Source organism: Bradyrhizobium sp. CCBAU 051011 (assembly GCF_009930815.1).
In the GTDB taxonomy this organism is placed as follows: domain Bacteria; phylum Pseudomonadota; class Alphaproteobacteria; order Rhizobiales; family Xanthobacteraceae; genus Bradyrhizobium.
On sequence record NZ_CP022222.1, the window covers coordinates 3,061,729 to 3,087,142 of the forward strand.

The 25,414-nt window shown below is 62.3% G+C and carries 27 protein-coding genes; 12 read left to right on the top strand and 15 right to left on the bottom strand.

Annotated elements, in window-relative coordinates; translation table 11 throughout:
* Positions 1-6: 6 nt before the first annotated feature.
* The 3 genes from ACH79_RS14450 to ACH79_RS14460 all read left to right on the top strand — a co-directional run bounded on the left by ACH79_RS14450 (position 7) and on the right by ACH79_RS14460 (position 3,098).
* Positions 7-420 carry a Rieske (2Fe-2S) protein gene (locus ACH79_RS14450; protein ID WP_161851625.1) on the top strand — a complete coding sequence of 138 codons (414 nt, stop codon included), beginning with the start codon at positions 7-9 and terminating at the stop codon, positions 418-420.
* Between the two features lie 224 nt (positions 421-644).
* A complete protein-coding gene (locus tag ACH79_RS14455; protein ID WP_161851626.1) occupies positions 645-2,150 on the top strand; it encodes a tetratricopeptide repeat protein in 1,506 nt (501 codons plus the stop codon).
* Positions 2,151-2,507: 357 nt separating this feature from the next.
* Positions 2,508-3,098 carry a DedA family protein gene (locus ACH79_RS14460; RefSeq protein ID WP_161851627.1) on the top strand — a complete coding sequence of 197 codons (591 nt, stop codon included), beginning with the start codon at positions 2,508-2,510 and terminating at the stop codon, positions 3,096-3,098.
* A gap of 147 nt (positions 3,099-3,245) precedes the next feature.
* On the opposite strand, the gene ACH79_RS44755 is transcribed toward ACH79_RS14460, so the two are convergent.
* The 6 genes from ACH79_RS44755 to ACH79_RS14485 form a co-directional block, all read right to left on the bottom strand.
* Positions 3,246-3,368: a hypothetical protein gene (locus ACH79_RS44755; protein WP_256380308.1), complete on the bottom strand. Its 123-nt coding sequence runs from the start codon at positions 3,366-3,368 to the stop codon at positions 3,246-3,248.
* Between the two features lie 2 nt (positions 3,369-3,370).
* Positions 3,371-3,580, bottom strand: a complete 210-nt coding sequence (locus tag ACH79_RS14465; RefSeq protein WP_161851628.1) for a hypothetical protein — start codon at positions 3,578-3,580, stop codon at positions 3,371-3,373.
* Positions 3,581-4,097: 517 nt separating this feature from the next.
* Positions 4,098-5,213, bottom strand: a complete 1,116-nt coding sequence (tcuB, locus tag ACH79_RS14470) for a tricarballylate utilization 4Fe-4S protein TcuB (protein ID WP_161851629.1) — start codon at positions 5,211-5,213, stop codon at positions 4,098-4,100.
* 30 nt (positions 5,214-5,243) lie between these two features.
* Positions 5,244-6,272 carry an esterase gene (locus tag ACH79_RS14475; RefSeq protein WP_246738536.1) on the bottom strand — a complete coding sequence of 343 codons (1,029 nt, stop codon included), beginning with the start codon at positions 6,270-6,272 and terminating at the stop codon, positions 5,244-5,246.
* A 112-nt stretch (positions 6,273-6,384) separates the two neighbouring features.
* The gene (tcuA, locus tag ACH79_RS14480; RefSeq protein ID WP_161856360.1) at positions 6,385-7,776 is read right to left on the bottom strand and encodes an FAD-dependent tricarballylate dehydrogenase TcuA; all 1,392 of its coding nucleotides are present in this window, start codon (positions 7,774-7,776) and stop codon (positions 6,385-6,387) included.
* Between the two features lie 186 nt (positions 7,777-7,962).
* Complete coding sequence (locus ACH79_RS14485; RefSeq protein WP_161851631.1) at positions 7,963-8,862, bottom strand: transcriptional regulator GcvA; 900 nt, start codon at positions 8,860-8,862, stop codon at positions 7,963-7,965.
* Between the two features lie 114 nt (positions 8,863-8,976).
* On the opposite strand from ACH79_RS14485, the gene ACH79_RS14490 reads away from it, so the two are divergent.
* The gene (locus ACH79_RS14490) at positions 8,977-9,180 is read left to right on the top strand and encodes a DUF1127 domain-containing protein (protein ID WP_161851632.1); all 204 of its coding nucleotides are present in this window, start codon (positions 8,977-8,979) and stop codon (positions 9,178-9,180) included.
* A gap of 72 nt (positions 9,181-9,252) precedes the next feature.
* Positions 9,253-9,873, top strand: a complete 621-nt coding sequence (locus ACH79_RS14495) for a GNAT family N-acetyltransferase (RefSeq protein WP_161851633.1) — start codon at positions 9,253-9,255, stop codon at positions 9,871-9,873.
* 50 nt (positions 9,874-9,923) lie between these two features.
* On the opposite strand, the gene ACH79_RS14500 is transcribed toward ACH79_RS14495, so the two are convergent.
* Positions 9,924-10,763: an oxidoreductase gene (locus ACH79_RS14500; RefSeq protein ID WP_161851634.1), complete on the bottom strand. Its 840-nt coding sequence runs from the start codon at positions 10,761-10,763 to the stop codon at positions 9,924-9,926.
* Positions 10,764-10,882: 119 nt separating this feature from the next.
* Here ACH79_RS14500 and ACH79_RS14505 point away from each other — a divergent pair, with 119 nt between their 5' ends.
* Both ACH79_RS14505 and ACH79_RS14510 read left to right on the top strand, forming a co-directional pair.
* Positions 10,883-11,779 carry a LysR family transcriptional regulator gene (locus ACH79_RS14505; RefSeq protein WP_161851635.1) on the top strand — a complete coding sequence of 299 codons (897 nt, stop codon included), beginning with the start codon at positions 10,883-10,885 and terminating at the stop codon, positions 11,777-11,779.
* A 57-nt stretch (positions 11,780-11,836) separates the two neighbouring features.
* Positions 11,837-12,238: a nuclear transport factor 2 family protein gene (locus ACH79_RS14510; RefSeq protein ID WP_161851636.1), complete on the top strand. Its 402-nt coding sequence runs from the start codon at positions 11,837-11,839 to the stop codon at positions 12,236-12,238.
* 183 nt (positions 12,239-12,421) lie between these two features.
* Here the strand turns inward: ACH79_RS14510 and ACH79_RS14515 are convergent, their stop codons facing one another.
* On the bottom strand, positions 12,422-13,252 hold the full coding sequence (locus tag ACH79_RS14515; RefSeq protein ID WP_161851637.1) for an enoyl-CoA hydratase: 831 nt from the start codon (positions 13,250-13,252) through the stop codon (positions 12,422-12,424).
* Between the two features lie 150 nt (positions 13,253-13,402).
* The gene (locus ACH79_RS14520; protein ID WP_161851638.1) at positions 13,403-14,104 is read right to left on the bottom strand and encodes an SDR family NAD(P)-dependent oxidoreductase; all 702 of its coding nucleotides are present in this window, start codon (positions 14,102-14,104) and stop codon (positions 13,403-13,405) included.
* A 172-nt stretch (positions 14,105-14,276) separates the two neighbouring features.
* Between ACH79_RS14520 and ACH79_RS14525 the strand changes: the two genes are divergently transcribed.
* Positions 14,277-16,046, top strand: a complete 1,770-nt coding sequence (locus ACH79_RS14525) for an acyl-CoA dehydrogenase family protein (RefSeq protein WP_371419400.1) — start codon at positions 14,277-14,279, stop codon at positions 16,044-16,046.
* A 47-nt stretch (positions 16,047-16,093) separates the two neighbouring features.
* Complete coding sequence (locus ACH79_RS14530; RefSeq protein WP_161851640.1) at positions 16,094-17,182, top strand: Zn-dependent alcohol dehydrogenase; 1,089 nt, start codon at positions 16,094-16,096, stop codon at positions 17,180-17,182.
* A gap of 108 nt (positions 17,183-17,290) precedes the next feature.
* Here the strand turns inward: ACH79_RS14530 and ACH79_RS14535 are convergent, their stop codons facing one another.
* Genes ACH79_RS14535 through ACH79_RS14545 form a run of 3 tightly spaced genes read right to left on the bottom strand, consistent with a single transcriptional unit; the run spans position 17,291 to position 19,776 of the window.
* Positions 17,291-17,644, bottom strand: a complete 354-nt coding sequence (locus ACH79_RS14535) for a nuclear transport factor 2 family protein (protein ID WP_161851641.1) — start codon at positions 17,642-17,644, stop codon at positions 17,291-17,293.
* A 39-nt stretch (positions 17,645-17,683) separates the two neighbouring features.
* The gene (locus tag ACH79_RS14540; protein ID WP_161851642.1) at positions 17,684-18,244 is read right to left on the bottom strand and encodes a hypothetical protein; all 561 of its coding nucleotides are present in this window, start codon (positions 18,242-18,244) and stop codon (positions 17,684-17,686) included.
* A gap of 59 nt (positions 18,245-18,303) precedes the next feature.
* Positions 18,304-19,776 carry an amidase gene (locus ACH79_RS14545; RefSeq protein ID WP_161851643.1) on the bottom strand — a complete coding sequence of 491 codons (1,473 nt, stop codon included), beginning with the start codon at positions 19,774-19,776 and terminating at the stop codon, positions 18,304-18,306.
* A gap of 231 nt (positions 19,777-20,007) precedes the next feature.
* On the opposite strand from ACH79_RS14545, the gene ACH79_RS14550 reads away from it, so the two are divergent.
* On the top strand, positions 20,008-20,508 hold the full coding sequence (locus tag ACH79_RS14550) for a GNAT family N-acetyltransferase (RefSeq protein WP_246738673.1): 501 nt from the start codon (positions 20,008-20,010) through the stop codon (positions 20,506-20,508).
* A gap of 8 nt (positions 20,509-20,516) precedes the next feature.
* On the opposite strand, the gene mbfA is transcribed toward ACH79_RS14550, so the two are convergent.
* Positions 20,517-21,488: an iron exporter MbfA gene (gene mbfA / locus ACH79_RS14555; RefSeq protein ID WP_161851645.1), complete on the bottom strand. Its 972-nt coding sequence runs from the start codon at positions 21,486-21,488 to the stop codon at positions 20,517-20,519.
* Between the two features lie 55 nt (positions 21,489-21,543).
* Complete coding sequence (locus ACH79_RS14560) at positions 21,544-22,713, bottom strand: alpha/beta fold hydrolase (protein ID WP_161851646.1); 1,170 nt, start codon at positions 22,711-22,713, stop codon at positions 21,544-21,546.
* A gap of 412 nt (positions 22,714-23,125) precedes the next feature.
* Between ACH79_RS14560 and ACH79_RS43890 the strand changes: the two genes are divergently transcribed.
* Positions 23,126-23,401, top strand: coding sequence for a hypothetical protein (locus ACH79_RS43890; protein ID WP_246738537.1), 276 nt, complete (start codon positions 23,126-23,128; stop codon positions 23,399-23,401).
* Positions 23,398-23,634, top strand: coding sequence for a hypothetical protein (locus ACH79_RS43895; protein ID WP_246738538.1), 237 nt, complete (start codon positions 23,398-23,400; stop codon positions 23,632-23,634). Before ACH79_RS43890 ends, ACH79_RS43895 begins: the two co-directional genes overlap by 4 nt.
* A gap of 175 nt (positions 23,635-23,809) precedes the next feature.
* Here the strand turns inward: ACH79_RS43895 and ACH79_RS14570 are convergent, their stop codons facing one another.
* The gene (locus ACH79_RS14570; RefSeq protein ID WP_161851647.1) at positions 23,810-25,354 is read right to left on the bottom strand and encodes an acyl-CoA synthetase; all 1,545 of its coding nucleotides are present in this window, start codon (positions 25,352-25,354) and stop codon (positions 23,810-23,812) included.
* Positions 25,355-25,414: the final 60 nt, after the last annotated feature.

Genomic DNA, 25,414 nt, shown 5'->3' on the forward strand with positions numbered 1-25,414 from the left:
CTTAAAATGACTCGGCACGTCATTGCCCCGGTGGATGAATTGCCGCCGGGAACGCGAAAATTCCTCGACATCGACGGCCGGCCGATCGCGATCTTCAACGTCAAGGGCGAGTTCTTCGGCCTGCTGAACCGCTGCCCGCACCAGGGCGCGGCGCTGTGCGAGGGGCCTTTGATTGGCCTCGCACAATCCTCCGATCCCGGCGAGATCGAGTATACAAAACTCGGTGAAATCATCCGCTGCCCCTGGCACGGCTGGGAATTCGACATCCGCACCGGGCAGTCCTACTGCGACCCCAAACGCTTCCGCGCGCGGGCGTATCCAGTGAATGTGGAGTCGGGATCGGCGGTGGTGAAGGGGCCGTATGTTGCGGAGACGATCGCGGTCTCGGTCGAGAGCGATTACGTGGTGGTGGATTTGTAGTCTCGTCAGTGCGAAATTTGTGGGGGTGGGCAAAGGCGCGTCAGCGCCGTGCCCACCATTTCACGCTCGCAGGCGATGGTGGGCACGCTACGCTTTGCCCACCCTACGGTAGTTCTGGGAGCCAAGTCTTGTGATTTTGATCACAAGGCTTAGCTAATTGCCTCGATAGTTTGCATTGCTTAAATGCTGGTTCCGACCGGGGCACCGGTAATGAGGGCTTTCGTATGCTTCGCAAACTATTGTTCTGCTTTGCAATCCTTGTCATCGCTGACCCCGCAGCCGCAGATGACACGACGCGCTGCTTCCGCGAAACTGGCGAAGTCGCCGTCGCGGCGTGCACGCGTGCAATCAACGCCAGCGCGGGGCAGCGAGATCCCAAGTATGCGAAAGCCTACTACAACCGGGGGAACGCTTACAGCAACAAAGGCGACACGGACCGTGCCATTGCCGACTACACCGCGGCGATACGGCTGGAGCCCACGTATGCGAACGCGTACTACAACCGGGGGAACGCCTACAGCAACAAAGGCGACACGGACCGTGCCATTGCCGACTATATCGAGGCGATACGCCTGGAGCCCACGTATGCGAACGCGTACTACAACCGGGGGAACGCTTACAGCAACAAAGGCGACACGGATCGTGCCATTGCCGACTACACCGAGGCGATACGACTGGATCCCAAGAATGCGAACGCGTACTACAACCGGGGGAACGCCTACGGCAACAAAGACGATCCGGACCGCGCCACTGCAGACTACACCGAGGCGATACGGCTGGATCCCACGTATGCAAACGCGTACGTCAATCGTGGACTGGCCTATGAGAAGCTCGCAGATTTCGCCAAAGCGCGGTCTGACTTCAATACTACGCTCGGATTGAGACAAAAGGCCACAAAATGGGCGCAGGACATGGCGCGAGAGCGGCTTGCCGTCTTGCCTTCATCGCAACCTGCAACGGCGTTGCTCGAGAAAGCCAACGTTGCTCCAGCCATTGTTACTGCACCGGTGTCGAATAATGATCGTCGCATCGCCCTTGTCGTTGGCAATTCTGCTTATGAAAACGTGGCCGCATTACCGAACCCTGTGCGCGACGCAAACCTTGTCGCCGACGTCTTAAGACGCACCGGGTTTGAAACAGTTACTTTGCTGACCAATCTCCGAAAAGACGCCTTGGTTAGCGCCCTGCGCGATTTCGCAGCCCGTGCAGAAACGGTGGACTGGGCAGTCGTATATTATGCCGGACATGGTATGGAAGTTGGCGGAATCAATTATCTCATTCCGACCGACGCCAAAATTGCCGCGGATCGCGATATTGGATTTGAAGCCGTACCGCTTGAACAGGTTCTAAATGCAGCGGAGCGCGCCAGGAAACTACGCCTCGTAATTCTCGATGCCTGCCGCGACAACCCATTCGCCAACCAAATGAAGCGTACGCTAACAGTCGCGTCCCGTTCGGTATCGCGAGGTCTGGCCGCTGTCGAGCCGGAGGCGGGAACGCTCGTGGTTTATGCTGCCAAGGATGGCGAGACCGCGCTCGACGGTGACGGGATTAACAGTCCGTTCGCATCTGCCTTCGTCAAAAATCTTCCAACGCCCGGCCTCGAAGTCCGCAGGCTTTTCGATTTCGTTCGCGACGACGTCATGGAAGCGACCGGTCGCAAGCAAAAGCCTTTCAGCTACGGCTCGATTTCCGGAAGGCAGGACTTTTATTTCGTGGCTGGCAAATAACTTCCATACGAAGTGCAACGCAGATCTGATCGCTACCACTCGAATTGGCAGGTATCGGTTTCATAGGAAGTCGTCGGAGGCAAATGCTCGATGTCCGCTCTTGGGCACATCGCGTCATTTCGCCGCGCGCTGAAATTTGGTCGCTATCGGAGCATGGCGGATATCGATCAAGCCCGAATAGGGCGTACGTGTCCTGACCCGTTGTGCGACCCATCTCATTTGCAAACACGCTCGGCGTGCAAAGCTGGCGGCCGTAGGCCTTTCTACTGGCTTCCGTGGCGTTCCGCGGAGTGCTAGCGTTCAGGCCGAACCCACTCATCTGGGGGAACATTCCATGAGCGAGTGGGTGGGCTTACATTGCTGTTTCCAACGGATCTGACCTCGTTCCTCGATCTCATCCGCCAACACGGCGATGCGGCGTACAGCTTCATGTTTGCCTATGCGGCCTCGCATAGTCTGCTGCTCGCGCTATTCGCGGGCTACGCGGCGCATTCAGGCGCGCTAGGTCTTGGCAAGCTCATCGTGGTCTGCTGGTTCGGTAGTTTCGCCGGCGACGTCATTCGCTTCTGGATCGGGCGGCGCTACGGCGCACGCTTGCTCGATCGTTTTCCGCGGTTTGAGCGTCCCATCCAGACTGTAGTCCGACTGACGGACCGTCACTATTTCTGGATGATCCTGTTTCACCGCTTCCCGCATGGCATCCGCGGGCTCGCGGGGTTTGCTTACGGGATCTCGCGGCTGCCCTGGTCCACTTTCCTTGCGCTCAATTTCGTCGCGGCGGGCCTTTGGTCCGGAGCTGTTGTCTCGGCCGGCTATGCCTTCGGTCAGTTTTCGGAGACGTCCATCAACAACGCCTCTTCGGGTCTGGGTCTCGTGATGCTGGTCGCGTTCCTCGGCATGTCCTGGCTGCTCAGCAGGAAGCTCGATCAGATCATGGAGCGATACTGAAGTAAGAGCGGCTACTGATCGCTGGATAGCGATGTGGCGGGGAGCGCGAAGCGACGGGCGCGCGCGAATGCGCGCCCGATGACAGGCTTCACGTGCCACCGCCAGAGCGCCTGCGCGATGGTGGACACGCCGCTTCGGCGCCTCTTGCTACTCCTCCATCGGGCCGGCAAGGGTGCGGCGAAGTTGCTGAGCTTCGCGCCAGGTCTCAAGAACCTCTTTCCCGATACGAGCGAGCTTGGTCGCCACGTGCATGATGATGAGTGTGACCATAGCTATTGCCCCGCCTTGATCAGCAAGCGACTGATCTGTCGCTCTGCATCATCCGACAGCCGCTGCAGGCCGTGGGAAGCAATATAGTCCGCAACAGCGCGTTCAGCCCGTCGCTGTCGAGCTTCGGCGTTAGCGCGCAACAATCGTGCGAAAAATGAGGGTTTTTTGATCGGGGCAGAAAGCCAGGCCCCAGTGGTGAGTACGTTCGCCATAAGACGGCTCCTTTATCGGAGTTGTCCTTGGGGCAAATTTCCTTCCTGAATCGCAGATAAGTATTGGTGAGCGCCAATGCCAGACCAAATCGCAGGCATTTGGTGCATTAATTCGTTGCGCCGGAATAACGGCCGTAGGGTGGGCAAAGGCGCGTCAGCGCCGTGCCCACCATCCATTCACCGAACGCATTTCCTGGATGGTGGCCACGCTGTCGCTTTTGCCCACCCTACATTCGTTACCGGCCGCCGCCTCCTCCGCCGCCACCGCCCGCGTCACGCAGCGCCTGGTTTTCGCGCGGATCGAGATTTTTCATGTAGCTCAGCGAAGTGTCGCGATCGGGTACGAAGCGACTGCACATAGCTCATGTGACTTCCGCAAGCCTGCCGCGATACCGCCTGATCGCAGTAGGGCGATGACACGGACAGGCTCCGCGAAGCAATCCATGTCGCCGCTTGCTGAGAAATGGATTGCTTCGTCGCTGGCGCTCCTCGCAATGACGGGGAGAGAGTAGCGACTCTATTCTCCCGCCCCATGCGCCATCGCACGCCGCTCCCGCGCATAACGCACCAGCGCGGTGAAGCGATAGATGCCGTGGACGAACTTGCCATAGGGCATGGTGACGAACAGCGAGAACACAACGCCGAGATGCAGCGCCAGCAGCGGGCCCATCGCGGCGGTCTCGCGCAAGATCAAAAGCGCCATGCCGGTGAGGCTGGTCAGGAACAGCATCACGATGAACGCGATATCCATGCCGTAGCGCGCTTCGTCGACCAGCACCGAATCGCGCTTCCATCGCTCGGCGAGCAAACCGATCGGCCCGATCAGCAACCCGATGCCGCCGAGCGTGCCGAGCACGACCGGCAGATCCCACCAGGGATACGGCGCCTGCCGCGCCAACAGATAGTGATAGAGCGTCGCAACTGAGGTCGAGGCGAAGCACAGCGCAAAGCCGTAGAAGGTGAAATGATGATAGAGCCGGCGGCGGTCGGTCGGGCGATCGTCCTCGTTGAAGCAGCCGACGCCGCCGCCGTCGAGATAGCGCAACTCGCCGGCATCGCGGATCGCCTGCAGCAGCGAACCCGCATCGGTCTTCATGCCGACGGGTTCGCCGATGTCACGCCAGAACGCGCGTACGCCCATCACCAGCGCGACGATCGCATAGAGGAATGCCGCGCCGAACAGGGCCGCCATCGCGTTGTGCGGCATCAATTTATAGAACGCGCCCGGACCGGTGTGGACACCGAACAGCGCCTGCCGGTCGTGCAAAGCCGCAAAGCCGAAAATAAACGCGGCGACGCTGAGCGCCGCGACGAGGCTGATGACGAGCCCGTTGCGCGCGAACGCGCCCGCGAAGGCGCGGGGCCAGACATAGGCGGCCCAGGATTCGGCGCGCGCCACCGCGAGCGTCTTCGGCACATTGACGTCGAACTCATGCGGCGGCGAGAACTGGCAATCGGTGTAGCAGGCGCCGCAAGCGTGGCAGAGATTGGCGAGGTAGTTGAGGTCGCCGTCGGAGAAGGCGCGGCGCATTTCCATCGCCGGAAAGACCGCGCACAGCCCCTCGCAATAGCGGCAGGAATTGCAGACCGTCATCAGGCGGTCGGCTTCATCAAGGATTCTCGTTCCGTGCATCCGTTGCTTCCTGCCCACCGACCTTCGCGATTACTTCGTCAGCCCCTTGCCTTCGAGCCACTTCTGGATCAGTGCGGCGACCTCGGCATTGTTCTTGTCCATCATCACCATGTGCGAATTGCCCTTGATGCCGGCTTGCGGCAGGTCGACGACATCGACGCTGCCGCCGGCCGCCTTGATGGCGTCCGCGAAGGCGATGCCGTTGGCGCGAATCTTCGGCCAGCGCGAATCCTTTTCGATGTAGTCGCCGTAGATGATCAGCGTCGGAATATTCTTCAGCAGGTCGGCCTTGGCGGGATCGCCAAGGCCGGCCGGCTCGACTGCAATCAGCGCCTTGACCTTGTCGGGCCGCGCCTGCGCCACCTTGAAGCCGAAGCTGCCGGCCTGGCTGTGGAACAGGATGATGGACGGACCGACGCGATCGATTTCGGCCATATAGGCGGCGATGATGGCATCGTCGGTGGTGGTCCAGCGCGGCACGTTCTGCTTGACGAAATTCTCATAGCCCTCGTTCGGAAACTGGCTGCCCGGCATCAGCTTTCGCTTGGCGGGATCCGGATCATAGGAGCCCGCACCATCGCCGATGCGAAAGCGCTCGAACGGATTGGCTGTGGTGAGAAACACCGGCTCGCCCTTGAAGATATCTGGATATTGCGCCCAACCAGCGCGGCCGCGCTCGACCGCATCGGAATTGTAGACGGCCCAGCCCTTGCGCAGGAAATAGTTCAGCCAGCCTTCGCGTCCGTCCGGCGTCGTTTCATAGGTGACGCCGGTCAGCCCGCCGCCGTGCCACATCAAGAGCGGATAGGCGCCCTTCTCGTTGGCGGGCAGAAAATACTGCACATACATCTGCTCGACCTGGTAGGTGCCGTTCGGATCGACCTTTGCCGGCACGCCGCCGGGCGTGAAGGTGACTTCCTTCACCGGCTTGCCCGAAATCTCGACCAGCCGTCCGCCGACATGAAACGAGCCCATATCGCGCAGCGCGATCGGCTCGGCGGAGTTCGCCAGTGTTGCAGACATCAGAACTGCAACAGCAGAGAAAATCGCTACGCGCATCATCAATCCTCCCATCGTCGTTGTTGTCTCCCTCTCCCCGCTCTTCGCGGGGAGAGGGTAGGGGTGAGGGGCTCTCTCCGCGCGCCGTGCTCGCGGGGGAGTGAACCCCAACCTAATTCCTCGCATTCTTCGCCGCCTCACGCCCGGCCACCCGCCCAAACACGCTGCCGATGGTCATGCCGATGCCGGCCGCATAGCCCTTGCCGAGCACGTTGCCGGCCATGATCTCACCGGCCGCGAACATGTTGGCGGAAGGCTTGCCGTCCTTCATCACCATCCGCGACTGCTTGTTCACGCGGGTGCCGAGATAGGTGAAGGTGATACCTGGCCGCACCGGATAGGCGAGGTAAGGCGGTGTCTCGATCCGGCGCGCCCAATGCGTCTTCGGCGGCGTGATGCCTTCGGTGCGGCAATCGTCCAGAATGGTATGGTCGAAGGTGCCGGGCTGCACGGCGGCGTTGAATTCGGTGATCGTCTTCTCCAGCTCGGCAGGATCGAGTTCGAGCTTGCCCGCGAGTTCGGCGATGCTGGCGCCCGCGATCGGCGGGAACAGCGTCGGCATGAAGCTCGTCACCACAGTAGAATCGAAAATGATGTAGGCGATCTGGTCCGGTTGGGCTGCCACCAGCCGCCCCCAGATCGCGTAGCGCTTCGGCCAGATATCCTCGCCCTCGTCGTAGAATCGCTGGGCGTGCTTGTTGACGACGATGCCAAACACCACCGAGTCATGGCGCGTAATGATGCCGCCGTCGAACTTCGGCGCGCGGGCGTCGATCGCCACCGCATGGCATTGCGTGGGATCGCCGATATCCTGCACGCCCTTGGCAAGCAGCATCTTCAGGATCGAGCCGCGGTTATAAGGCGTGCCGCGGATCAGGAAATTGTCGGCGGCCGCGCCCCAATACTCCTTCAGCCATTCGATGTTGGCTTCAAAGCCGCCGGCCGCTGCGACCAGCGCGGAAGCTCGAATTTCGCTGAGGCCCTCGATGGGCTGTTTCAGCTTGGCAGAGAGGAACATGCCGTTCTCGATCTCGAGGTCGACGACCTCGGCATCGTAGGCGATCTCGACGCCGAGTTTTTCGGCGGTCAGGTACAGCGCGTTCAGCATCGCGCGCCCGCCGCCGAGGAAGAACGAATTGGTGCGGCCAAGGCTCAGCGTGCCGCCGAGCGAGGGCTGCCAGCGCACGCCCTGTTCGACGATCCAGCTCAGGATGTCCTTGGACTCCCGGATCATAAATTTCGCCAGTTCCTCGTCGGTCTGCCCGCCGGTCAGGCGCAACAGATCGTCCCAGAATTCTTCTTCGGTGTAGGGGCCGGTTAGAATCTCGGTGGCGGCATCGTGCGCGCAGCGCATGTTGCGGGTGTGGCGGGTATTGCCGCCGCGATAGAATTTTGGTGCGCCTTCCAGCACCAGCACGGAAGCGCCGGCGCGGCGGGCGCTGATGGCGGCGCAGAGAGCTGCGTTGCCGCCGCCGATCACCAGCACATCGAATTTTCTAGTCAGATCGGCCATGCGCTCTTGTTGTCGTTGTTGGCCTGGAAATCAAACCGGCGCTCGGCCAGGAAAATCCATCCGCCCCGGCGATTTTCTAGCCTGATGAAGAGGCGGCGTCACGCGTCTCGTGCGCGCCGAAATGCGCCCTTATGCGACGATGTCGCATGCAACTCGGTGTGCGGAATATCTGCGATGTCAGGGCTTGCTCTGCACGGACGTGAGCAGCCATTGCCGGAAGGCCGACAGCTTTGGCGGATCGGCTCGTCCCGCGGGCGAGACCAGATAGAAGCCGGCATCGACCGGCAGCGAGATCTTGAAGGGAACCACGAGTCGGCCCCTGGCGATGTCTTCCTCCACATAGGCCGTGCGTCCCAGGGCGACGCCAAAGCCGTCGATCGCGGCCTGCACGGTCATGAAGATCATGTCGAAGGTCACGCCCGGCTGTTTCGAAAGATCGGCCGGCAGTCCGGCTGCCGTCAGCCACAGCCGCCAATCGTCGCTGTTCGTGCTGCTGGTATGCAGCAGCACGTGGTCCCTGAGGTCCTCGGGGCATCTCAGCGGCTTGTTGCCCTTCAGCAGCGCCGGGCTGCACACCGGAAACAGCTCCTCCGCCATCAGCCAGTCAGCGCGAACGCCCGGCCATTGGCCTCGGCCATAGCGAATGCCGGCGTCGACATTGTCGCGCTGGAAGTCGACCAGACTGGTCGAGGTGGTGATGCGCACGTCGATGCCGGGATGGGCTTCCTGAAACGCGGCGAGCCGCGGCAGCAACCATTTGGCCGCCAGCGACGCCAGCGTCGACACCGTCAGCACATGGTCGTCGTCTTTGCGCAGCAGGCGGTCGGTCGCAAGCCGAAGATCGTTGAAGGCGGCGCGGATACCCGGGAGGTAGTCCTCCGCTTCCGCCGTCAGCGCCAGCGAGCGGTTCTGGCGGATGAACAGGCGGACGCCGAGCTCTTCCTCGAGCCGCTTGATCTGGTGGCTGATCGCGGTCTGCGTGACGTTCAGCTCGGACGCCGCCTGCGTGAAGCTCAAATGCCGGGCCGCGGCCTCGAACGCCCGCAATCCATTCAGCGATGGCAGCCTGGCGGTCATTCTGCGATCCCCCGATATATGAGTTTATATCATCCGAAACGGTACAAAGTGTCGTTTGTGGAAGGCTCGGACAAGGCAGATATTAGCCCCAACAGATTACTACAGGAGCCGAAAATGTCCACTTACACGCATGAATCGATGATAAATCATCATGGACCGGGCTTTTTGAGCCAGTTGGCCGAAACCCTCCATGTCTGGCGGCAGCGCTACCAGTCGCGCCGCGAACTGGCCCGGTGGTCGGATCGGGAGCTGCATGACATCGGCATCTCCTGGAGCGACGTCGCCTACGAGGCCGATAAACCGTTCTGGCGGGCTTGAGTAGCAGCCGGCTGGCGCCGCCTGTTTAGAGGGGCGCCGGCCATTCTCATTGAGGACCGGCGGGAGTGCGCCATGACCACGCTGCGTTTCGACGATCTCAGGCAGTATTCGGACGTGCTGCGCTCGCGGCACGGCCAGGCCGTGACCGTGCGCTTCGTCGAGCCGCGCGATGCCGAGGCGCTGCAGAATTATTTCCGCGCGCTCTCGACGCGTTCCCGCTACAGCCGCTTTCTCGGCGCGGCCAGCGAACTGCCGTCGTCCGAACTCGAGCGCTTCATCCATGTCGGCGAGGCCGATCGCTTCAGCGTGGTCGCGACCGTGCTGGTCGATGGCCGTGAGGTCATCGTCGGCGAGGCGCGCTATGCCTTCGACAGCGAGGCCAGCTCAATCGAGTTCGGCCTGTCGATCGACGATCGCTGGCAGGGCCACGGCATCGGCAAGGCGCTGTTGAAGAATCTCGAATGCCGCGCGGCTGCCTTTGGCGCCGAACGCATCTTCGGCGATACGCTGCGTTCCAACGACGTCATGATCGCGCTCGCCCGCAAGGCTGGCTATGCCTTCACCAATACGCCCGGCGACTGGAGGCTGACGCGCTTCCAGAAACCGATCCACATCGAGCCGCAGGAAATCCCATGCGCCAGTTGGCGGCTTGCCGCCGTCTCCCCCAGCGCCATGTCCTCGCTTGCGGTTTGATACACTGAGCCCGGTTCTGGCCGTACCAGAACCGGGCTATTTTTCCGTCGCTACGCGGCTTCGTCAGTGAAGTCCGTGGAGGTCGCCAGCGTCCTCCATTCCGTCAGTTCCCTTGCAACGAACGCGTTCTTCGCTTCGATCCGCTCCACCGTGTCGCTGCCGAGCGGCAGCCGCAGCGGCGGATTCTTGGCGTTTGCCAGCGCGATGAACGCACTCGCCAGCTTGCGCGGGTCGCCGCGCTGGCCATGGTTGACATCGGCGGCATGGGCGCGGGTGTTGCCGACGCTCTCGCGGTAATCATCGATATGCTGCGCGGTGCGCGCCAGCGACGTCTCGTCGAGGAAATCGGTGCGGAAGAAGCCGGGCTCGACCACGGTGACTTTGATGCCGAGCGGCGCCACTTCGGCTGACAGCGCCTCGCTGATGCCTTCGACCGCGAACTTGGTCGCGCCATAGACGCCCCAGCCGGGATAGCCGGTGTAGCCGCCGACCGAGGAGATGTTGATGACGTGGCCCGAGCGCTGGCGCCGCATATGCGGCAGCACTGCGCGCGTGACGCCGAGCAGACCGAAAACGTTGGTGTTGAACAGCTTGGCGGTCTCCGCGGCGCTGGCTTCCTCGATCGCGCCGAGCAGGCCGTAGCCGGCATTGTTGACGAGGATATCGATGCGGCCGAATTTTTTCACTGCCTGGCCCGCGGCCACATGAGCCTCTGCCTCGCTGGTGACGTCGAGCCGGGTCGCCAGCAGCCGGTCATGCTGACCGAGCCGGGCGGTAACGGTGTTGGGATCGCGCGCGGTGGCGACCACCGCATCGCCCGCCTTCAGCGCGGCTTCCGCGATCAGAGCGCCAAAACCCCGGGAAGCTCCTGTGATAAACCAGACACGCATTTTCTTGCCCTTTCGATTAGGCCCGGCGGATCGCCTGGCCTGATGGGCAAGGAATAGCGGCTCGCCATATCTGAGATAATCCGCTAAATACTTCATAGCTTATTGATTAAAATTCATCAATGCGGATCGACCCTTCCGACCTCGCGACCTTCCTGGCGATCGCCCGGCACCGCAGCTTTCGCGCGGCCGCCACCGAGCTTGGCGTCTCGGCCTCGGCGCTGAGCCATGCGCTGCGCAATATCGAGGAGCGGCTGGATCTGCGGCTGATCAACCGCACCACGCGCAGCGTCTCGCTGACGGAGGCCGGCGAGCGGCTGTTCTCGCGGATCAGCCCGGCATTCCGCGATATCGACGATGCGCTGGAGGACCTCAACAATTTCCGCGGCAAGCCGGCCGGCACGCTTCGTTTCAACGCCGCGCGGCAATCGACCCAATTGGTGCTGCTGCCGATCGTGACGCGCTTCCTCAAGCAATTCCCGGACGTCAATGTCGAGATCGTCATCAACGACGCGCTGATCGACACGGTCGCGGCGGGTTTCGACGCCGGCGTCCGGTTCGGCGAGACCATCGCCGCCGACATGATTGCGGTCCCGATCGGGCCGCGTCATCGCTTTGCGGTGGTGGGCTCGCCGCGCTATTTCAAGACCTACAAGCCGCCGATCACGCCGCATGACCTCAAGGGCTTGCCGTGCATCCGCTACCGCTTCACCAGCGGCGTGATGTATCGCTGGGAGTTCGAGCGCGGCGGCATCGAGGTCGATATCGATGTCGAGGGACCGCTGACGCTCAACGACCAGGACCTGATGGTCGATGCGGCGCTGGATGGCGCCGGCCTCGCCTTCGTGTTCGAGGCGCAGGTCGATGAGCTGATAGCGAAGCGCAAGCTGGTGCGCGTGCTGGCCGACTGGTGTCCGGCCTATCCCGGCTTCTTCCTGTATTATCCGAGCCGGCGGCAACTGCCAGCGGCACTGCGGGCCTTCGTCGACTTTTCGCGCGGGGGCGGGGTGGTCGATTGATAATGCCATCGCCGCGGTCTAGCCTCCCTTCGGCGACTTCGCAGGGAGGGGCCGGTCATGGCAGTCGATGCGGGATTCGTGCGGAAGATCTTTGCCGGCCTCGAGCATGGCGATGGCGCCGGCTTCTTTGCCCATGTCGCCGAAGACGTCGACTGGACCGTGATGGGTACGCATCCGCTCGCCGGCCACTATTTGTCGAAGGCCGATTTCATCGCCGGGACCTTCGCCAAACTTGGCAAAGTGCTGCCGAACGGGGCGCAACTGCACGTCGACAACCTGATCGTGCAGGACGATGTGGCAATTGTTGAGCTGCATTCCGAAGCGACCGCGAAGAACGGCTTTCGCTTCGACAACCATTATTGCTGGGTCTGCTACTTCAGGAATGATACCATCGTGCGCGTGCGCGCTTATCTGGATTCGGTGATGGTGGCGCGGCTGTTTGAGGAAAATCCGATCTAGATTCGTAGTCTCGTAGCCCGGATGGAGCGAAGCGCAATCCGGGACCGGTCTACCCACATGCGAGAGTTGCCCCGGATTTCGCTCCGCTCCATCCGGGCTACGACGCTATCGCTACAGCAAGCTCGCGGAGAGAGCCCCTCACCCCGACTCTCTCCCCGTGAAGAACGGGGAGAGAGAAGAGGCTCAATTGCCCTTGAACACCGGCGCGCGCTTTTCGATGAAGGCTTGCACGGCCTCCCTGTGATCGGCCGTCACCTGGCTTCGGATCATGCGCTCGGCCTCATGATCGCGCGCTGTGGCGAAGTCGAACATCAAGGCTTCGTCCAGATTATCCTTCATGTAGCGGATCGCGATCGTCGGTCCTTCGGCGATCGATTTAGCGAGCGCGAAGGCTTCCGCCTGCAGCCTGTCGTCGGGGACCACGCGGTTCACCAGGCCGATCGCCTCGCACCTGGCCGCATCGACCCTGTCGCAAGTGAACATCAATTCCCGTGCCCGCGACGTGCCGACCAGCCGTGTCAGGAGCCAGGCGATGCCGTAATCGCCGCTCAGGCCCACCTTGAGGTAGCCGGTGGAAAGGAATGCCGATTGCGCTGATATGCGCATGTCGCAGGCCATCGCCAGCGCTAATCCGGCGCCGACCGCGGGGCCGGGCAGGGCGGCAATGGTCGGCTTGCGCACCGAGACTAGCGCGCCGGTCAGGAGACGCTGCCGCTCCTGCAGGTCGGCGACCCGCTCGTCATGGGACATTGCGAGCTTTGTCTTGTCGCGATTCGCCCCCATGCCCTTGACGTTACCGCCGGCGCAGAATGCCTTGCCCGCGCCGGTCAGCAGCAGCACGCCGACATCTGGATTCTCGCCGCAGGCCTTGATCATGTTGCGCAAGGCCGGGGTCAGATTATCCGACATCGCGTTACGCGCCTCGGGGCGGTTCAGCGTGATGATGGCGACGCGGTCGCGGATCACGCAGAGCAGTTCGTCGGTGCCGGTGTCGATCTTGGTTTCGGTGGTCATGTGTCCCCCTGTTGTTGTTCGTTTTCGTCATTGCCTGCGACAAACGCGAAGCGTTTGCGCAAGGGAGCGCAAGCGACGAAGCAATCCATCTTCCTGTCGTGCAACGCTATGGATTGCTTCGCTGCGCTCGCAATGACGGTGGTGGTCGCGTCAAAACTTCTCCACCCACGGCCGCAGTTCGACCTCCCAGGTCCAGGCGCTGCGTGGCTGCTGCAGTACGCTCCAATAGCTCAATGCGATCGCATCCGGATCTAGCATCGAGTCCGGCTTGTCGGCAGATTCGGCGCGGGCCGCGCTGCGGATGCCGCCGTCGATGACGAAATGCGCCACATGAATGCCCTGCGGCGACAATTCGCGCGCCATGCTCTGGGCTAGGCCCCGCAGCGCGAATTTTCCCATCGCGAACGGCGCCGATTGCGGATAGCCCTTGACGCTGGCGGAGGCGCCGGTGAACAGGATCGCGCCGTGCTTGCTCGGCAGCATGCGCTGCGCCGCCTGCTGCGCCACCAGAAAGCCGCCGAACGCCGAGACCGCGATGGCGTTCGCAACTTCGGCCGGAACCAGATCGGTGAAGGCGCCGCGCGCGCGGGCGCTGGCGTTATAGACGACGATGTCGGGCGTGCCGATTTCGCGCTCGACCATGCCGAACAGGCGCTCGACTTCTTCGGTCTCGGTGGCATTGCAGGCAAAGGCGCGCGCGCCGGTTTCGGTGCAGAGCGCGCCGAGTTTTTCGATCTTGCGCGCGGCGAGCGCAACCTTGATGCCCTCGCGTGCGAACACGCGCGCCAGCGATGCACTCAAACCCTCGCCGACGCCGACGATCAGGGCAATCTTGTATTTTGGAATTTCCATGGGCGCGGTCCTCGGATAGTGGGACTTAAGTATCTAGGAACCCGACTCCGTCTGGGCAATCGTCCGCCATGGGCCGCCCTCCAATTATGCGTGTTGACGGCTTGAACGCCTGCGCTATCGGTAGATGATCAAGATCGGGCCGAACGAACAAGGGCTAAAAATGCATCCACTCATGCAAGATCGCGCAACCGCGTCGGCCAGCCAGCCGGGATTGCTCGCGCCTGACACAACCGGGATGAACTTTTACCGCGCCGATCCGGCGTTGACCGACCTGCTGCGGCTGCATCTATCAGATGCGCTGTTTCGCCATATCGAGCCGCATCTCGATCGCCTTGGCGAACTCGCCGGTGGCTATCTCGACGAATGCGCGCGGCTGGCGGATCGTCACACACCGGTGCTGCACCAGCGCGACAAATTTGGCCGCGATACCCAGTATATCGAATATCACCCGGCCTATCGCGAGCTCGAAAAAGCCGCGTTCGGCGAGTTCGGCATTCACGCGCTGTCGATCCGCAAGGGCATCATGGGCTGGCCGGACAAATACCCCGTCGTTGCCAAGCACGCCTTCACCTTCCTGTTCAATCAGACCGAATTCGGCATGGGCTGCCCGATCAACGTCACCGACGGCTGCGCCAAACTGCTCAACAATTTCGGCAGCGACGCGCTGAAGGCGAAATATCTCGACGGCCTGACGCAGACCGACATGAGCAAGCTGACCCAGGGCGGCCAGTTCATGACCGAGAAGGAAGGTGGCTCCGACGTCGGCACGCTGACGACAAGGGCCGTGCAGGAAGGCGATCACTGGCGGCTCTATGGCGAGAAGTGGTTCTGCTCCAATGCCGACGCCAAGGTGGTGATGCTGCTGGCGCGCCCCGAGGGCGCGGGCTCCGGCACGCGCGGCGTCGGCCTGTTCCTGATGCCGCGCTTCCTCGACGACGGCTCGCAGAACCACTACCGGATCGTGCGCCTGAAGGACAAACTCGGCACCCGCTCGATGGCGTCGGGCGAGATCAAGTTCGAAGGCGCGATTGCGTACGCGGTCGGCAAGCTCGACCGCGGTTTTGTGCAGATGGCCGAGATGGTCAATTCGTCGCGGCTCTCCAACGGCGTCAAATCCACCGCCCTGATGCGGCGGGCGCATCATGACGCGATGACGGTGGCGAAAAACCGCGTGGTGTTCGGCCAGCGCATCATCGACCTGCCGCTGGCGCGGCGGCAATTGATGAAGATCATGCTGCCGACCGAGCAGGCGCTGTCGATGAGTTTCCTCACGGCGGATGCGCTCGATCGCGCGGAAGCCGGCAGCCAGGATGCGGCGGCGCTGCTGCGCATCCTCACCCCAACGCTGAAATTCCGCGCGACGCGCGATGCGCGGAAAGTCTGCGGCGACGCGTTGGAGATGCGCGGCGGCATCGGCTACATCGAGGAATTCGCCACCGCCCGGCTGCTGCGCGACGCCCATCTCGGCTCGATCTGGGAAGGCACCGGCAACATCGTCGCAATCGATGCGCTGACGCGCGCGGTCGGCCGCCACGGCGCCGATGCCGCGCTCGCCGCCGATCTGCATGCCCGCCTCGACGACAGCGCCAACGTACCGCAGGCGTGGCGCAGCCGTTTGCACGAATTGACCGACCGCGCCGTCGGCTTTGCCCGCGAAGTCGCGAGCCGGAGCGAAAATGAGGGCGATGCGCGGCGCGCCACCAGTCTGCTCTATCATGTCGCCAGCGCCGTCGCGCTGGCCTGGGAAGGCGGCCGCATCCATGAAATGCGCGGCGACGCCAGGCGGCTGTTGCTGTCGCGGATGGTGGTCGACCACCGCGTCGCGGCGGGCGATCCGTTCCGGCTAACGGAAAATACCACCCAGCGCGCGATATCAGATCATCTGCTCGGCGATCGCGACGTCGGCATGGCCGAGGTTGGCGAATTGCTGGCCGCAGCGTAGGCTGCCATCAATACTGGTTCAAAAAACAGAAATAGAGGGAGCACCCGATGAAGGCCGCCGTTCTGCATGAAGTCAACCAGCCGCTGGTGATCGAGGATGTCAGCGTGCCGAACCCCGGCCCGCGCGAAGTCCTGATCCGCACCCGCGTCGCCGGCCTCTGTCATTCCGACCTGCACTTCATGGAAGGGCTTTACCCGCATCCGCTTCCCGCCGTGCTCGGGCACGAATCCGCCGGCGTGGTCGAAAAGGTCGGCTCCGATGTCACCTATGTAAAACCCGGCGATCACGTCGTGACGTGTCTCTCCGTGTTCTGCGGCACCTGCGACAACTGCACCACAGGCCGTACCGTGCTCTGCACCGACACCACAGTGAAGATGCTGCCCGGCGCCTCCAATCGCCTGTCCTGGGCGCGGCCGGAGAAGCTCAACCAGTTCCTCAATCTCTCTTCGTTCGCGGAGCAGATGCTGGTGCACGAAAACGCCATCGTCAAAATCCGCAAGGATATGCCGCTGGAACTGGCCGCCCTGATCGGCTGCGGCGTCATCACCGGCTACGGCGCTGTGGTGAACACCGCAAAAGTTCAGGCCGGCGAGACCGTGGCGGTGATCGGCTGCGGCGGCGTCGGCATGGCCGCGATCAATGGCGCCGCGATCGCCGGCGCCGGCCGCATCATCGCTATTGATACCAACCCGGCCAAGCTGCAACTGGCCACCAAGCTTGGCGCCACCGACATCGTCGATCCCGCCCGGGGCGACGTGGTGCAGCAGGTGCGCGAACTCACCGGCGGCGGCGTGCATCACTCGTTCGAGGTGCTGGGCCGCAAGGAAACCGCCGAGCAGTCCTTTGCAATGCTGGCGGCGGGCGGCACCGCGACCATCGTCGGCATGATTCCGTTCGGCCAGAAGATCGAGCTGCACGGCTTCGACTTCCTGCGCGAGCGCCGCATCCAGGGATCGTCGATGGGCTCCAACCATTTCCGTGTCGACATGCCCCGCCTCGTCGAATTCTACATGCGCGGCAAGCTACATCTGGAGGACTGGATTTCGGCCAAGCTGAAACTCTCCGAGATCAACGAGGGTTTTGCCAACATGAAAGCCGGCAAGACGCTGCGCAGCGTGATCGTGTTTGATAGCTGAAGAAGCTCGTCATGCCCGGGCTTGACCCGGGCATCCATCGATCTTCGCAAGAAGCCCTTTGTCAAACGGGATGGATTGCCGGGTCAAGCCCGGCAATGACAGTTTCATCTACCGGGTCACATGCGCTGATACCGCAAGCCACCTGCCGTTCTGCTTCGCCCAGCAATCGGTATAGCGGCCGTGCGCCTGCTGCCCGTCGGCGGTCGTGTAGCTTGTCGCCGCGTGGATGATGGCGAAATCGCCGAGGATTCTGATCTTCACGTTTTCCGCGCGCAGGTTCTTGATCGCAACCGGCTTTGCGGTCTGTTGCAGGAACGCGGCGCGATCGACCAGCGACTTGTCGGGATTGGAGCAGTAGAAATCGGGGCTAAGGATTTCATCAAAGCGCTTGACGTCGGAATTCTGCACGGACGCTACATAGTCGTGGTTGAGCTCTGTCAGCTCGGCGAGGTCGTTGTTCATGATTTCCTCCGGTTCTTGTTCGTCAATGCAGAGCGGCCATCACGCTGTTCTCGGCGAGCGCTTGATCGCGACGCGGGCGAGCGAACCAAGCACGTAACCCGCAAGCGAGAAAGCGACTGGCGGCAAGAGCCCCTTGAGATCAAGGATGGCCCGAGACAAAAATTGTTCAAGCGCCGGTGGCGCCAGCAGAAGATCCAGGTTCAGGAAAACAAGCGGCGATACCACAAGCAACGCCAAACGAAGCCGGTGTTTGGCAAAGATGCAGAGTATTGCGACGACAACGGCCGTGGCGCCGAACAGGCCATAGGCGATCTCATAGCCGAGAGCGTGGCGGATGTTGAAACCGCTGGCCAGCAACAGACCCCAAACAAGGCCGGCGATGAGAAGCGCCGTGTCGTCGACGCGCCGGAAAAGCGGCAGATACCCCAGTGCCAGGAATGCCAGGATCGACAGGGTAGGCCAGGCCGCGACATAGGTGCCATGCATCAGCCCCCACAAGTGGAATGTTGGCCAGCCGAGCGCGGCATAGGCATAGCCAAGCGGCCACATCAGCAGGAAGCCGGCAACGACGGCGATGATGCTTCGAATGAAAGTCCGCATGGCGCGTTCAACCGTACTGCTTCACCCTCGCTCCTCGCAATGACGTTGCGTTTCGTCGCTCAATCGTCAAACATCGGCGGCGGCTTGAAGCCGCCGAATTCGCGTTCGATCAGTTCGGCGAGCTTCAGCGGCGTGCGGTCTTCCAGCCAGGGGCCGACGATCTGCACGCCGACCGGCAATCCGTTCGGCGAGAAGCCAGTCGGGACAGCGGTGGAGGGCAGGCCGGGCAGGGTAGCGATACCAGGCCAGGAGAGCATGTCGGGATAGACGTGGTCCTTTCCGTCGATCCTGATCCGGCGTTTTTCCTGGTCGTCGGAGTGGTCGTGCGGATAGGCCGGCGTCGGCATGATCGGGCAGATCACGGCATCATAAGTCTTGAACAATTCGCGCCATTGCGCGCGCAGGCGGGCGCGCGCGCCGTCGTCCATCAGCCAATTGCGGTGGCTTTGCGCTATGCCGCGAAGGCGTTCGGCGGCGAGGCTTGTCTCGCTCGCCGGCAGCGTGGCGACGGCGGCTTGCGCGCCCTCATAGACCTCTGGCGGAAAGGAAGCACCGAGGAACGACATCAGCATCCGCATGTAGAGCCGGGATGTCTCGGCAAAGTTCGGCAGCAGCGGGCTCTCGCGATCGATCTTGACGCCAGCCTTTTCGAGATTGGCGGCCAGCTTGTGGATCGTGCCGCGCACCACCTCGTCGGTCGGCATGACCGGGTCGGTGTCGACCACCAGCACGCGAAAATCCTTCAGCGCGGCGTGACGTGGAGCCGGCAGTGCGAGCGTGTAACCCTTGCCGGCCTCCAGCGGATCGGGGCCGGCGATGGTGTCGAGCAGCAGCGAGAGATCGGCGGCGCTGCGCGCCATCGGGCCGATCACGGCGAGGTCGCGGTCGAGCGGCAGCGGCTGGAACGGCGGCGGCGTGTGGCCACGCCCCGGCACCAGCGCAAAGGTCGGCTTGTGTGCATAGACGCCGCAATGAAAGGCGGGCACGCGCAAGGAGCCGCCGATGTCGGACCCCAGCGACAGCGGGCCATAGCCGGCCGCGAGCGCTGCTGACGAGCCGCCGGACGAGCCGCCCGGCGTGCGGCCGAGATCGAACGGATTGTTGGTGGTGCCGTAGATCTCGTTGTAGCTCTGCCAGTCGCCGAGCCCGAGCGGCACATTGGTCTTGCCGAGAATGACGCCGCCGGCGTCCTTGACGCGCGAGATCGACAGCGCATCCTCCCCAGGCGTGAATTCCTTCTGCGCCGGAATGCCCCAGGTCGTCGGCAGCCCCGCGATATTGTAGGATTCCTTCACGGTCAGCGGGATGCCGAGCAGCGGCTTCCTGACGCCGCGCGCCAGTTCAGCGTCGGCGGCGCGGGCGGCGGCAAGTCCGCGCTCGAAGTCGCGAACGCAAATCGCGTTGATTTTTGCATCGTGCCGTTCGATGCGGCCGATGACGTCCTCGGCAAGTTCAACCGCGGAGACCTTTTTCGCGGCAAGTGCGGCCGATAGTTCGACGGCGGTCTTGAAACTCCATTGCGATTTGGCCAAGGCGTACTCCCGCTCTGTTTTCGAATGCGGCGCGGATGATGTTCAGTTTGGGTACGCGCGGCAAGAGCAATGGCTGTACAGCGGCGATCCCGTCATGTTGCTAACCGCTTGGCGAAGGCCGGGTTGCTGGTTAGTCTTTCGATCAACAAAACGGACAGAGGAAACCATGCCACCGCCGCGAGCCGGAAATTTCCCGTGTTGTCCACCAGGCGGCTGACCTTACGGGCGGCGATGCCAAAGGATGTGCCTGCCTTTCGGGCGCTATTGTCGATTCCCGACGTAACGCGGTTTTCCAATTGGCCCGATACGCCGTCTACGACGCGGGTCGAACGGTCCTTGCGCTGGATGTCCAAGATCCACGGCTCCGGCAAGGGTTGTGCCTGGATCATCGAGATCAGCGGCTCAAAGGCGCTGGCCGGCGCGATCCGCTTCAACAGTTTCGAGAAGAAATGGCGGTGCGGCCAAATTGGCTACGAGTTGCATCCGGACTATTGGGGCAAGGGCTTGATGACGGAGGCGGTGCGGGCCGTGGTCGCGTGCGGACACGAGACCTTCAGGCTCAATCGCATAGATGCCTGGACGTTGCCCGGTAATGCCGCGTCCGACCGCGTGCTGGAAAAGTCAGGCTTTCAGTATGAAGGCACGTTGCGGCAAAAGGCATGGTTCAAGGGCGCGTTCCATGACTTTCGAATCTTCGGCCGGATCGCGGGAGACGCCGCGAGCGCGAACTGAGACGCTCGCTAAGCCGCGCCGATCAATATCCCCACCGCCAGCACGATGGCGCCGCCGAGCACGATCTGGAACACCGCCTGCAGGAACGGCGTGTCCATGTAGCGCGCGCGGATAAAGGCGATCGCCCATAGTTCGAAGAACACGATGATGCAGGCGATCGCGGTCGCGATCCAGAACGCGTTCGGCCAGGAGTCAGGAACGAGATAGGGCAGCGTATGGCCAACGCCGCCGAGCGTCGTCATCAGCCCGCAGGTGATGCCGCGCAGCCAGGGCGAGCCGCGTCCGGTCAGCGAGCCGTCGTCCGACAGCGCTTCGGCGAAACCCATGCTGATACCGGCGCCGATCGAGGCGGCGAGGCCGACCAGAAACGTCTGCCAGTTCTGATGCGTGGCAAAGGCCGCGGCAAACAGCGGCGCCAGCGTTGAAACCGAACCGTCCATCAGCCCGGCCAGTCCCGGCTGCACATATTGCAGCACGAACATGCGCCGCCGCGTCTTGTCTTCCTCCGCGCGCACATCGGGGCTGAGGATCTCGCCGGTCAGCTTCACCGCTAATCGCTCGTGGCCCTTTTCCTCCTCGGCGAGGTCGCCAAGCAGGCGGCGGACGCCGACATCCTCGGCGTGCTCTGCGGCCTTGATGTAAAATTGCTCGGCTTGGAGCTCCATCGTCTCGACCTCCTTGCGGATGGTGTCGAGCGACAGGTTCTTCGTCAGCCAGATCGGGCGCCTTCGCAAGAATCCCTTGACGTCCTCGCGGCGGATCGGCGGTAGATGCGCGCCGAACCGCTGCTCGTACATTTCCAGCAGCCGATGGCGATGGCCGCGTTCCTCCTCCGCCATCTCTTCGAATACTTTTGCCGAGTCCGGATAGCGCTCCGCGAGGTCCTCCGCGAAGGTCATGTAGATGCGGCTGTCTTCTTCCTCGGAAGAGATCGCAACAGCCAGCACTTCGCGCTCGGTCAGATCGGCGAAATTCTTCACGGGACGCCTGCCTTTTCTTAGTTTAGAATTATTCTAATCTTGGCGTCTGCCGCGGTCAATTGTTGGGCGTGCCCTGGCTCGCCTTCGTCCCTCGCAGGAATTGCACCAGCAGCCAGCTCACTTTGTTGGCCTGCTCCTGCTGCACCCAGTGGCCGGCACCGTCGACGAGATGACAGCCGATCATGTTTGTGCAGGCCTTCGATTGCATTGCCTGATAGACGCCGGGACGCTGGTAGGTGCCCCAGTCCTGCTTGCCCGAGATGAAGGCGGAGCGCACGTCGATGGTGCGGCCCGACCATAACTGCAATTCCGGTGTGAACGCGCCCGAGGTGCCGCAGCGATACCATTGCAGGCCGCCCTGAAATCCGGTGCGTTCATACTCGGCGCTGTAGAAGGCAAGCTCGCTGTCGGGCAGCCATTTATTCCCTGCGATTTCCGACGGCGAGGGCATTTCTTCCGCAACGGTCGCGGCCATGTCCTTGGCGAGGTCCATCACGTAATAGGTCGGCAGCTTTGCGATTTCGCCCGCGGACCATGATTTGAGCGGGTAGGGTTTGTTGTCCTTCCAGTCCTCGCTCTTGTGATGGTAGTAGGCGCGCAGAAAATCATGCACGCCCTGCGGTGCGCGGTGCATGTCGTCATTCGCCTCGCGCGTCGAATAGTACCATTGATAGTGCTTGCGCGGCCGCGGCAGTGCGGCCAGATCGCGGTGAATGGGATCGTCGATGCGCCCAGCAGGTTCGTTCACCGTGTTGAACGGCAGCGCCGGTGGGCCGCCGAACGGCGCGCTCATCATGACAACCGAGCGGAATACGTCGGGCCGGATCAGCGCGCACCACGCCGCGACCGACGAGCCGAAATCATGCCCGATCACGGCGTCGACGCTTCTGTAGCCGAACGCCGACACCAGCCCGAGCACATCGCGCACCAGATTGGGGAGGCGGAAGGAGGCGAGATCGCCGTCGTAGTCAGGGTCCCATCCAGTGGTGCGGCCATAGCCGCGCTGGTCCGGCGCGAGCACGTGATAGCCGGCCTCCGCGAGAATCGGCATCACCTTGCGCCAGGAGAAGGCGAGTTCGGGGAAGCCGTGCAGCAGCAGCACGCAGGGCCGGCCGCGGGTTTCGAAGCCGGCTTCCAGCACATGCATGCGCAAGCCGTTGATGCCGTCGACATAGCGCGAGCGGATGGAGGAGGGGAGCGGGATATCGGGGAGATCAGCGCGCATGACACGTTTACCCGGAAAAACCTTGTCCAACTCATTACACAGAATTCTACCGGTTTTCGATAATCTTCGGTAGCCGCACAACGCATATCATCAGCCACAAACAAGTAGCTTCGGTCGGAATGTGAAATCGATTGACGATATGCCCTGCGCAATCCTGCGTATGGGCCCTGGGGCGGCACGCTTCCTGCTCGGAAATGCTCTCACCTATCAATATCTCTGGCAGCTATGGTGGCACCTGTCATTGGTGGCGTCCTTGGGTACGCGGCGGGCGTCATGACGTTGAGAAGGCGGAAACTGACGTTCACGGCGACCCCGGGCGAACTCAAGGCTGCTCATTCAACTGAGAGGCTTGAACCTTGGCCTCGTCAGGATCGTCTAACGGCGACAACATTTCCTAGAGGATGAATGCCACATGCGTTGGCTGGGGATCGCAAATTTTCACGGCTTGTTCTTGCGCATCGGTGCGGCGATCGCGGCCGCAAGTCTGCTCCTTGCTTCCGTCGCCCACGCGGCGGAGATGGAAGATCTGACCCAGAATATGCCGCGTGGGTATTCTGGCGAATTCCGCTGGGATGGTGACAGGACGGTGCAGAACGTCGTTATCACCTTCGACTCGGTGCGGGCCCTCGACAGCCAGAATGCCGAAGCGCGCTTGGATGCGGTACGTACGAGGTCGGTCGCCAGGTGACGAAGATAAAGGTCCGGATGCTTGTCCGCCTGTCGGATCTGCAAGTGGAGATTTTCGAGCTGGCGCCCGAAGGCAATACGGCATTCACGACGGATGGCAGCCATCGCGGAAAGCTGTCGAAAGACTTGCAGCAGATCGATGCTCAATGGACCACGGCGACCACTGGACAGCGGGGGCAATTGCAGATGCGCGCATTGCCATCCGTGGCCTGCGCGCCGGCTGGCACTGCGTAGCCAGCCCGTATTCGTCCGGACTCGCATGTATTCGACTGGCGCTGCATACTCGCAGCCATTCTAAGAGTGTGTATTTGCTCAGAGTGTGTATTTGCGTTCGCCCGGCCCTCCTTACTGGAGGGCCGGGCCTTTGCTTGGCCGCGTTGGTTCTCTGGGAAGAGAAGATAACGGGCTCTCACGCCTTCGCGGCCGGCTTCGGCCAATAGCGGTCGCGCAGATGCCGCTTCACCAGCTTGCCGGTGGGCGTGCGCGGCAGTTCGGCCTCGAAGTCAATGCTTTTCGGGCATTTGATCGGCGACAGGTGCTTGCGGCAGAACAGGATCAGTTCGGCCTCGAGTTCCTTGCCAGCTTTTGTCATGTCGTGCGGCTGCACCACGGCCTTGACCTCTTCGCCCATCTCCTCGTTCGGCACGCCGAACACGGCGACGTCGGAGACGGCAGGATGGGTGATCAGCACGTCCTCGGTCTCCTGCGGATAGATGTTCACCCCGCCGGAGATGATCATGTAGCTCTTGCGGTCGGTGAGATAGAGAAAGCCCTCGTCGTCGAGATAGCCGACGTCGCCGAGCGTCGACCAGCCCTTGTCGTTATAGGCCTTCCTCGTCTTTTCGGGATCGTTGTGATAGGCGAAGGCTGGCGCGTCAGCGAAGTAGACAGTGCCGATTTCGCCCACCGGCCGCTCCTCGTCATTCTCGTCGAGGATTTTTACCTTGCCGACCACGGCGCGGCCAACGGTGCCGCGATGGGTCAGCCACTGCTGCGAGGTCGAGACCGTGACGCCGTTGCCCTCGGAGCCGGCATAATACTCGATCAGGATCGGTCCCCACCACTCGATCATCTTTGCTTTCACGTCGACCGGGCAGGGCGCCGCGGCATGGATCGCGCCCTTCAACGTCGAGACGTCGTAGGCCGCGCGCACCTCGTCCGGCAGCTTCAGCATGCGCACGAACATGGTCGGTACCAGCTGCGATTGCGTGACCTTGTATTTCCCGACCAGCTTCAGAAACTCCTCGGCGTCAAAGTGCTCCATGATGACGGAGGTGCCGCCGAGCGTGATTGCCATCATGTTGAAGCGCAGCGGAGCGGCGTGATAGAGCGGCGCCGGCGACAGATAGATGCTGTCGGAGTTCATGCCGCACATGTCGGCGCAGAGAATTCTTAATAGCGGGTTCGGCACGTCGATCGCCTTGCCCTCGAACTCCTTCTTGATGCCCTTGGGCCGCCCGGTGGTGCCGGAGGAATACAGCATGTCGTAGCCCGCGACCTCGTCCGCGATCGGCGTCACCGGCATCGCGATCGCTTCCTTGTCGAAGGAGCGGAAGCCGGGGGCAGGCTCGTCCACCATGAAGAACAGCGGCTCGCCGGGCTCGCCCTTGATCAGGCCCTTGACCTTGTCGGCGCATTGCGGCGTGGTGATGAAGACTTTCGCGCCGCAATCCCTCACGATGTAGGCGATCTCTTCCTCGGTGAGGTAGCGGCTGATCGCGGTGTAATAGAGACCCGAGCGCTGCGCAGCCCAGCAGATTTCCATGAAAGCGAGGCGGTTTTCCATCAGGAAGGCGATGTGGTCGCCCGCTTTCAAGCCGAGCTTGCGGAACAGATGTGCGCCCTGGTTCGAGAGCTCATCCAGCTCGCGATAGGTGATCGCCTTGCCGGTCGTCGCCATCTGATAGGCGATCTTGTTCGGCTGGGTGCGCGCGTAGACGGACGGATGTGTCATGGGTGTTTCCTCAATAAGAAAATGGCGAGCAGGAAGCACACTCCCTGCTCGCCAGTCGCC

Bases quoted from the DNA above. Each gene is read 5' to 3' on its own strand.
- ACH79_RS14495 (WP_161851633.1), top strand. From the start codon at position 9,253: ATGACCACGCTGCGTTTCGACGATCTCAGGCAGTATTCGGACGTGCTG.
- ACH79_RS44755 (WP_256380308.1), bottom strand. From the start codon at position 3,368: ATGGTCACACTCATCATCATGCACGTGGCGACCAAGCTCGCTCGTATC.
- ACH79_RS14515 (WP_161851637.1), bottom strand. From the start codon at position 13,252: ATGACCACCGAAACCAAGATCGACACCGGCACCGACGAACTGCTCTGC.
- ACH79_RS14540 (WP_161851642.1), bottom strand. From the start codon at position 18,244: ATGCGGACTTTCATTCGAAGCATCATCGCCGTCGTTGCCGGCTTCCTG.
- ACH79_RS43890 (WP_246738537.1), top strand. From the start codon at position 23,126: ATGCGTTGGCTGGGGATCGCAAATTTTCACGGCTTGTTCTTGCGCATC.
- ACH79_RS14475 (WP_246738536.1), bottom strand. From the start codon at position 6,272: ATGCGCGTAGCGATTTTCTCTGCTGTTGCAGTTCTGATGTCTGCAACA.
- ACH79_RS14450 (WP_161851625.1), top strand. From the start codon at position 7: ATGACTCGGCACGTCATTGCCCCGGTGGATGAATTGCCGCCGGGAACG.
- ACH79_RS14455 (WP_161851626.1), top strand. From the start codon at position 645: ATGCTTCGCAAACTATTGTTCTGCTTTGCAATCCTTGTCATCGCTGAC.
- ACH79_RS14465 (WP_161851628.1), bottom strand. From the start codon at position 3,580: ATGGCGAACGTACTCACCACTGGGGCCTGGCTTTCTGCCCCGATCAAA.
- ACH79_RS14485 (WP_161851631.1), bottom strand. From the start codon at position 8,862: ATGACCGCCAGGCTGCCATCGCTGAATGGATTGCGGGCGTTCGAGGCC.
- ACH79_RS14500 (WP_161851634.1), bottom strand. From the start codon at position 10,763: ATGCGTGTCTGGTTTATCACAGGAGCTTCCCGGGGTTTTGGCGCTCTG.
- ACH79_RS14535 (WP_161851641.1), bottom strand. From the start codon at position 17,644: ATGAACAACGACCTCGCCGAGCTGACAGAGCTCAACCACGACTATGTA.
- ACH79_RS14510 (WP_161851636.1), top strand. From the start codon at position 11,837: ATGGCAGTCGATGCGGGATTCGTGCGGAAGATCTTTGCCGGCCTCGAG.
- ACH79_RS14530 (WP_161851640.1), top strand. From the start codon at position 16,094: ATGAAGGCCGCCGTTCTGCATGAAGTCAACCAGCCGCTGGTGATCGAG.
- ACH79_RS14570 (WP_161851647.1), bottom strand. From the start codon at position 25,354: ATGACACATCCGTCCGTCTACGCGCGCACCCAGCCGAACAAGATCGCC.
- ACH79_RS14525 (WP_371419400.1), top strand. From the start codon at position 14,277: ATGCAAGATCGCGCAACCGCGTCGGCCAGCCAGCCGGGATTGCTCGCG.
- ACH79_RS14550 (WP_246738673.1), top strand. From the start codon at position 20,008: ATGCCAAAGGATGTGCCTGCCTTTCGGGCGCTATTGTCGATTCCCGAC.
- ACH79_RS14505 (WP_161851635.1), top strand. From the start codon at position 10,883: ATGCGGATCGACCCTTCCGACCTCGCGACCTTCCTGGCGATCGCCCGG.
- tcuB (WP_161851629.1), bottom strand. From the start codon at position 5,213: ATGCACGGAACGAGAATCCTTGATGAAGCCGACCGCCTGATGACGGTC.
- ACH79_RS14560 (WP_161851646.1), bottom strand. From the start codon at position 22,713: ATGCGCGCTGATCTCCCCGATATCCCGCTCCCCTCCTCCATCCGCTCG.
- ACH79_RS14490 (WP_161851632.1), top strand. From the start codon at position 8,977: ATGTCCACTTACACGCATGAATCGATGATAAATCATCATGGACCGGGC.
- ACH79_RS14520 (WP_161851638.1), bottom strand. From the start codon at position 14,104: ATGGAAATTCCAAAATACAAGATTGCCCTGATCGTCGGCGTCGGCGAG.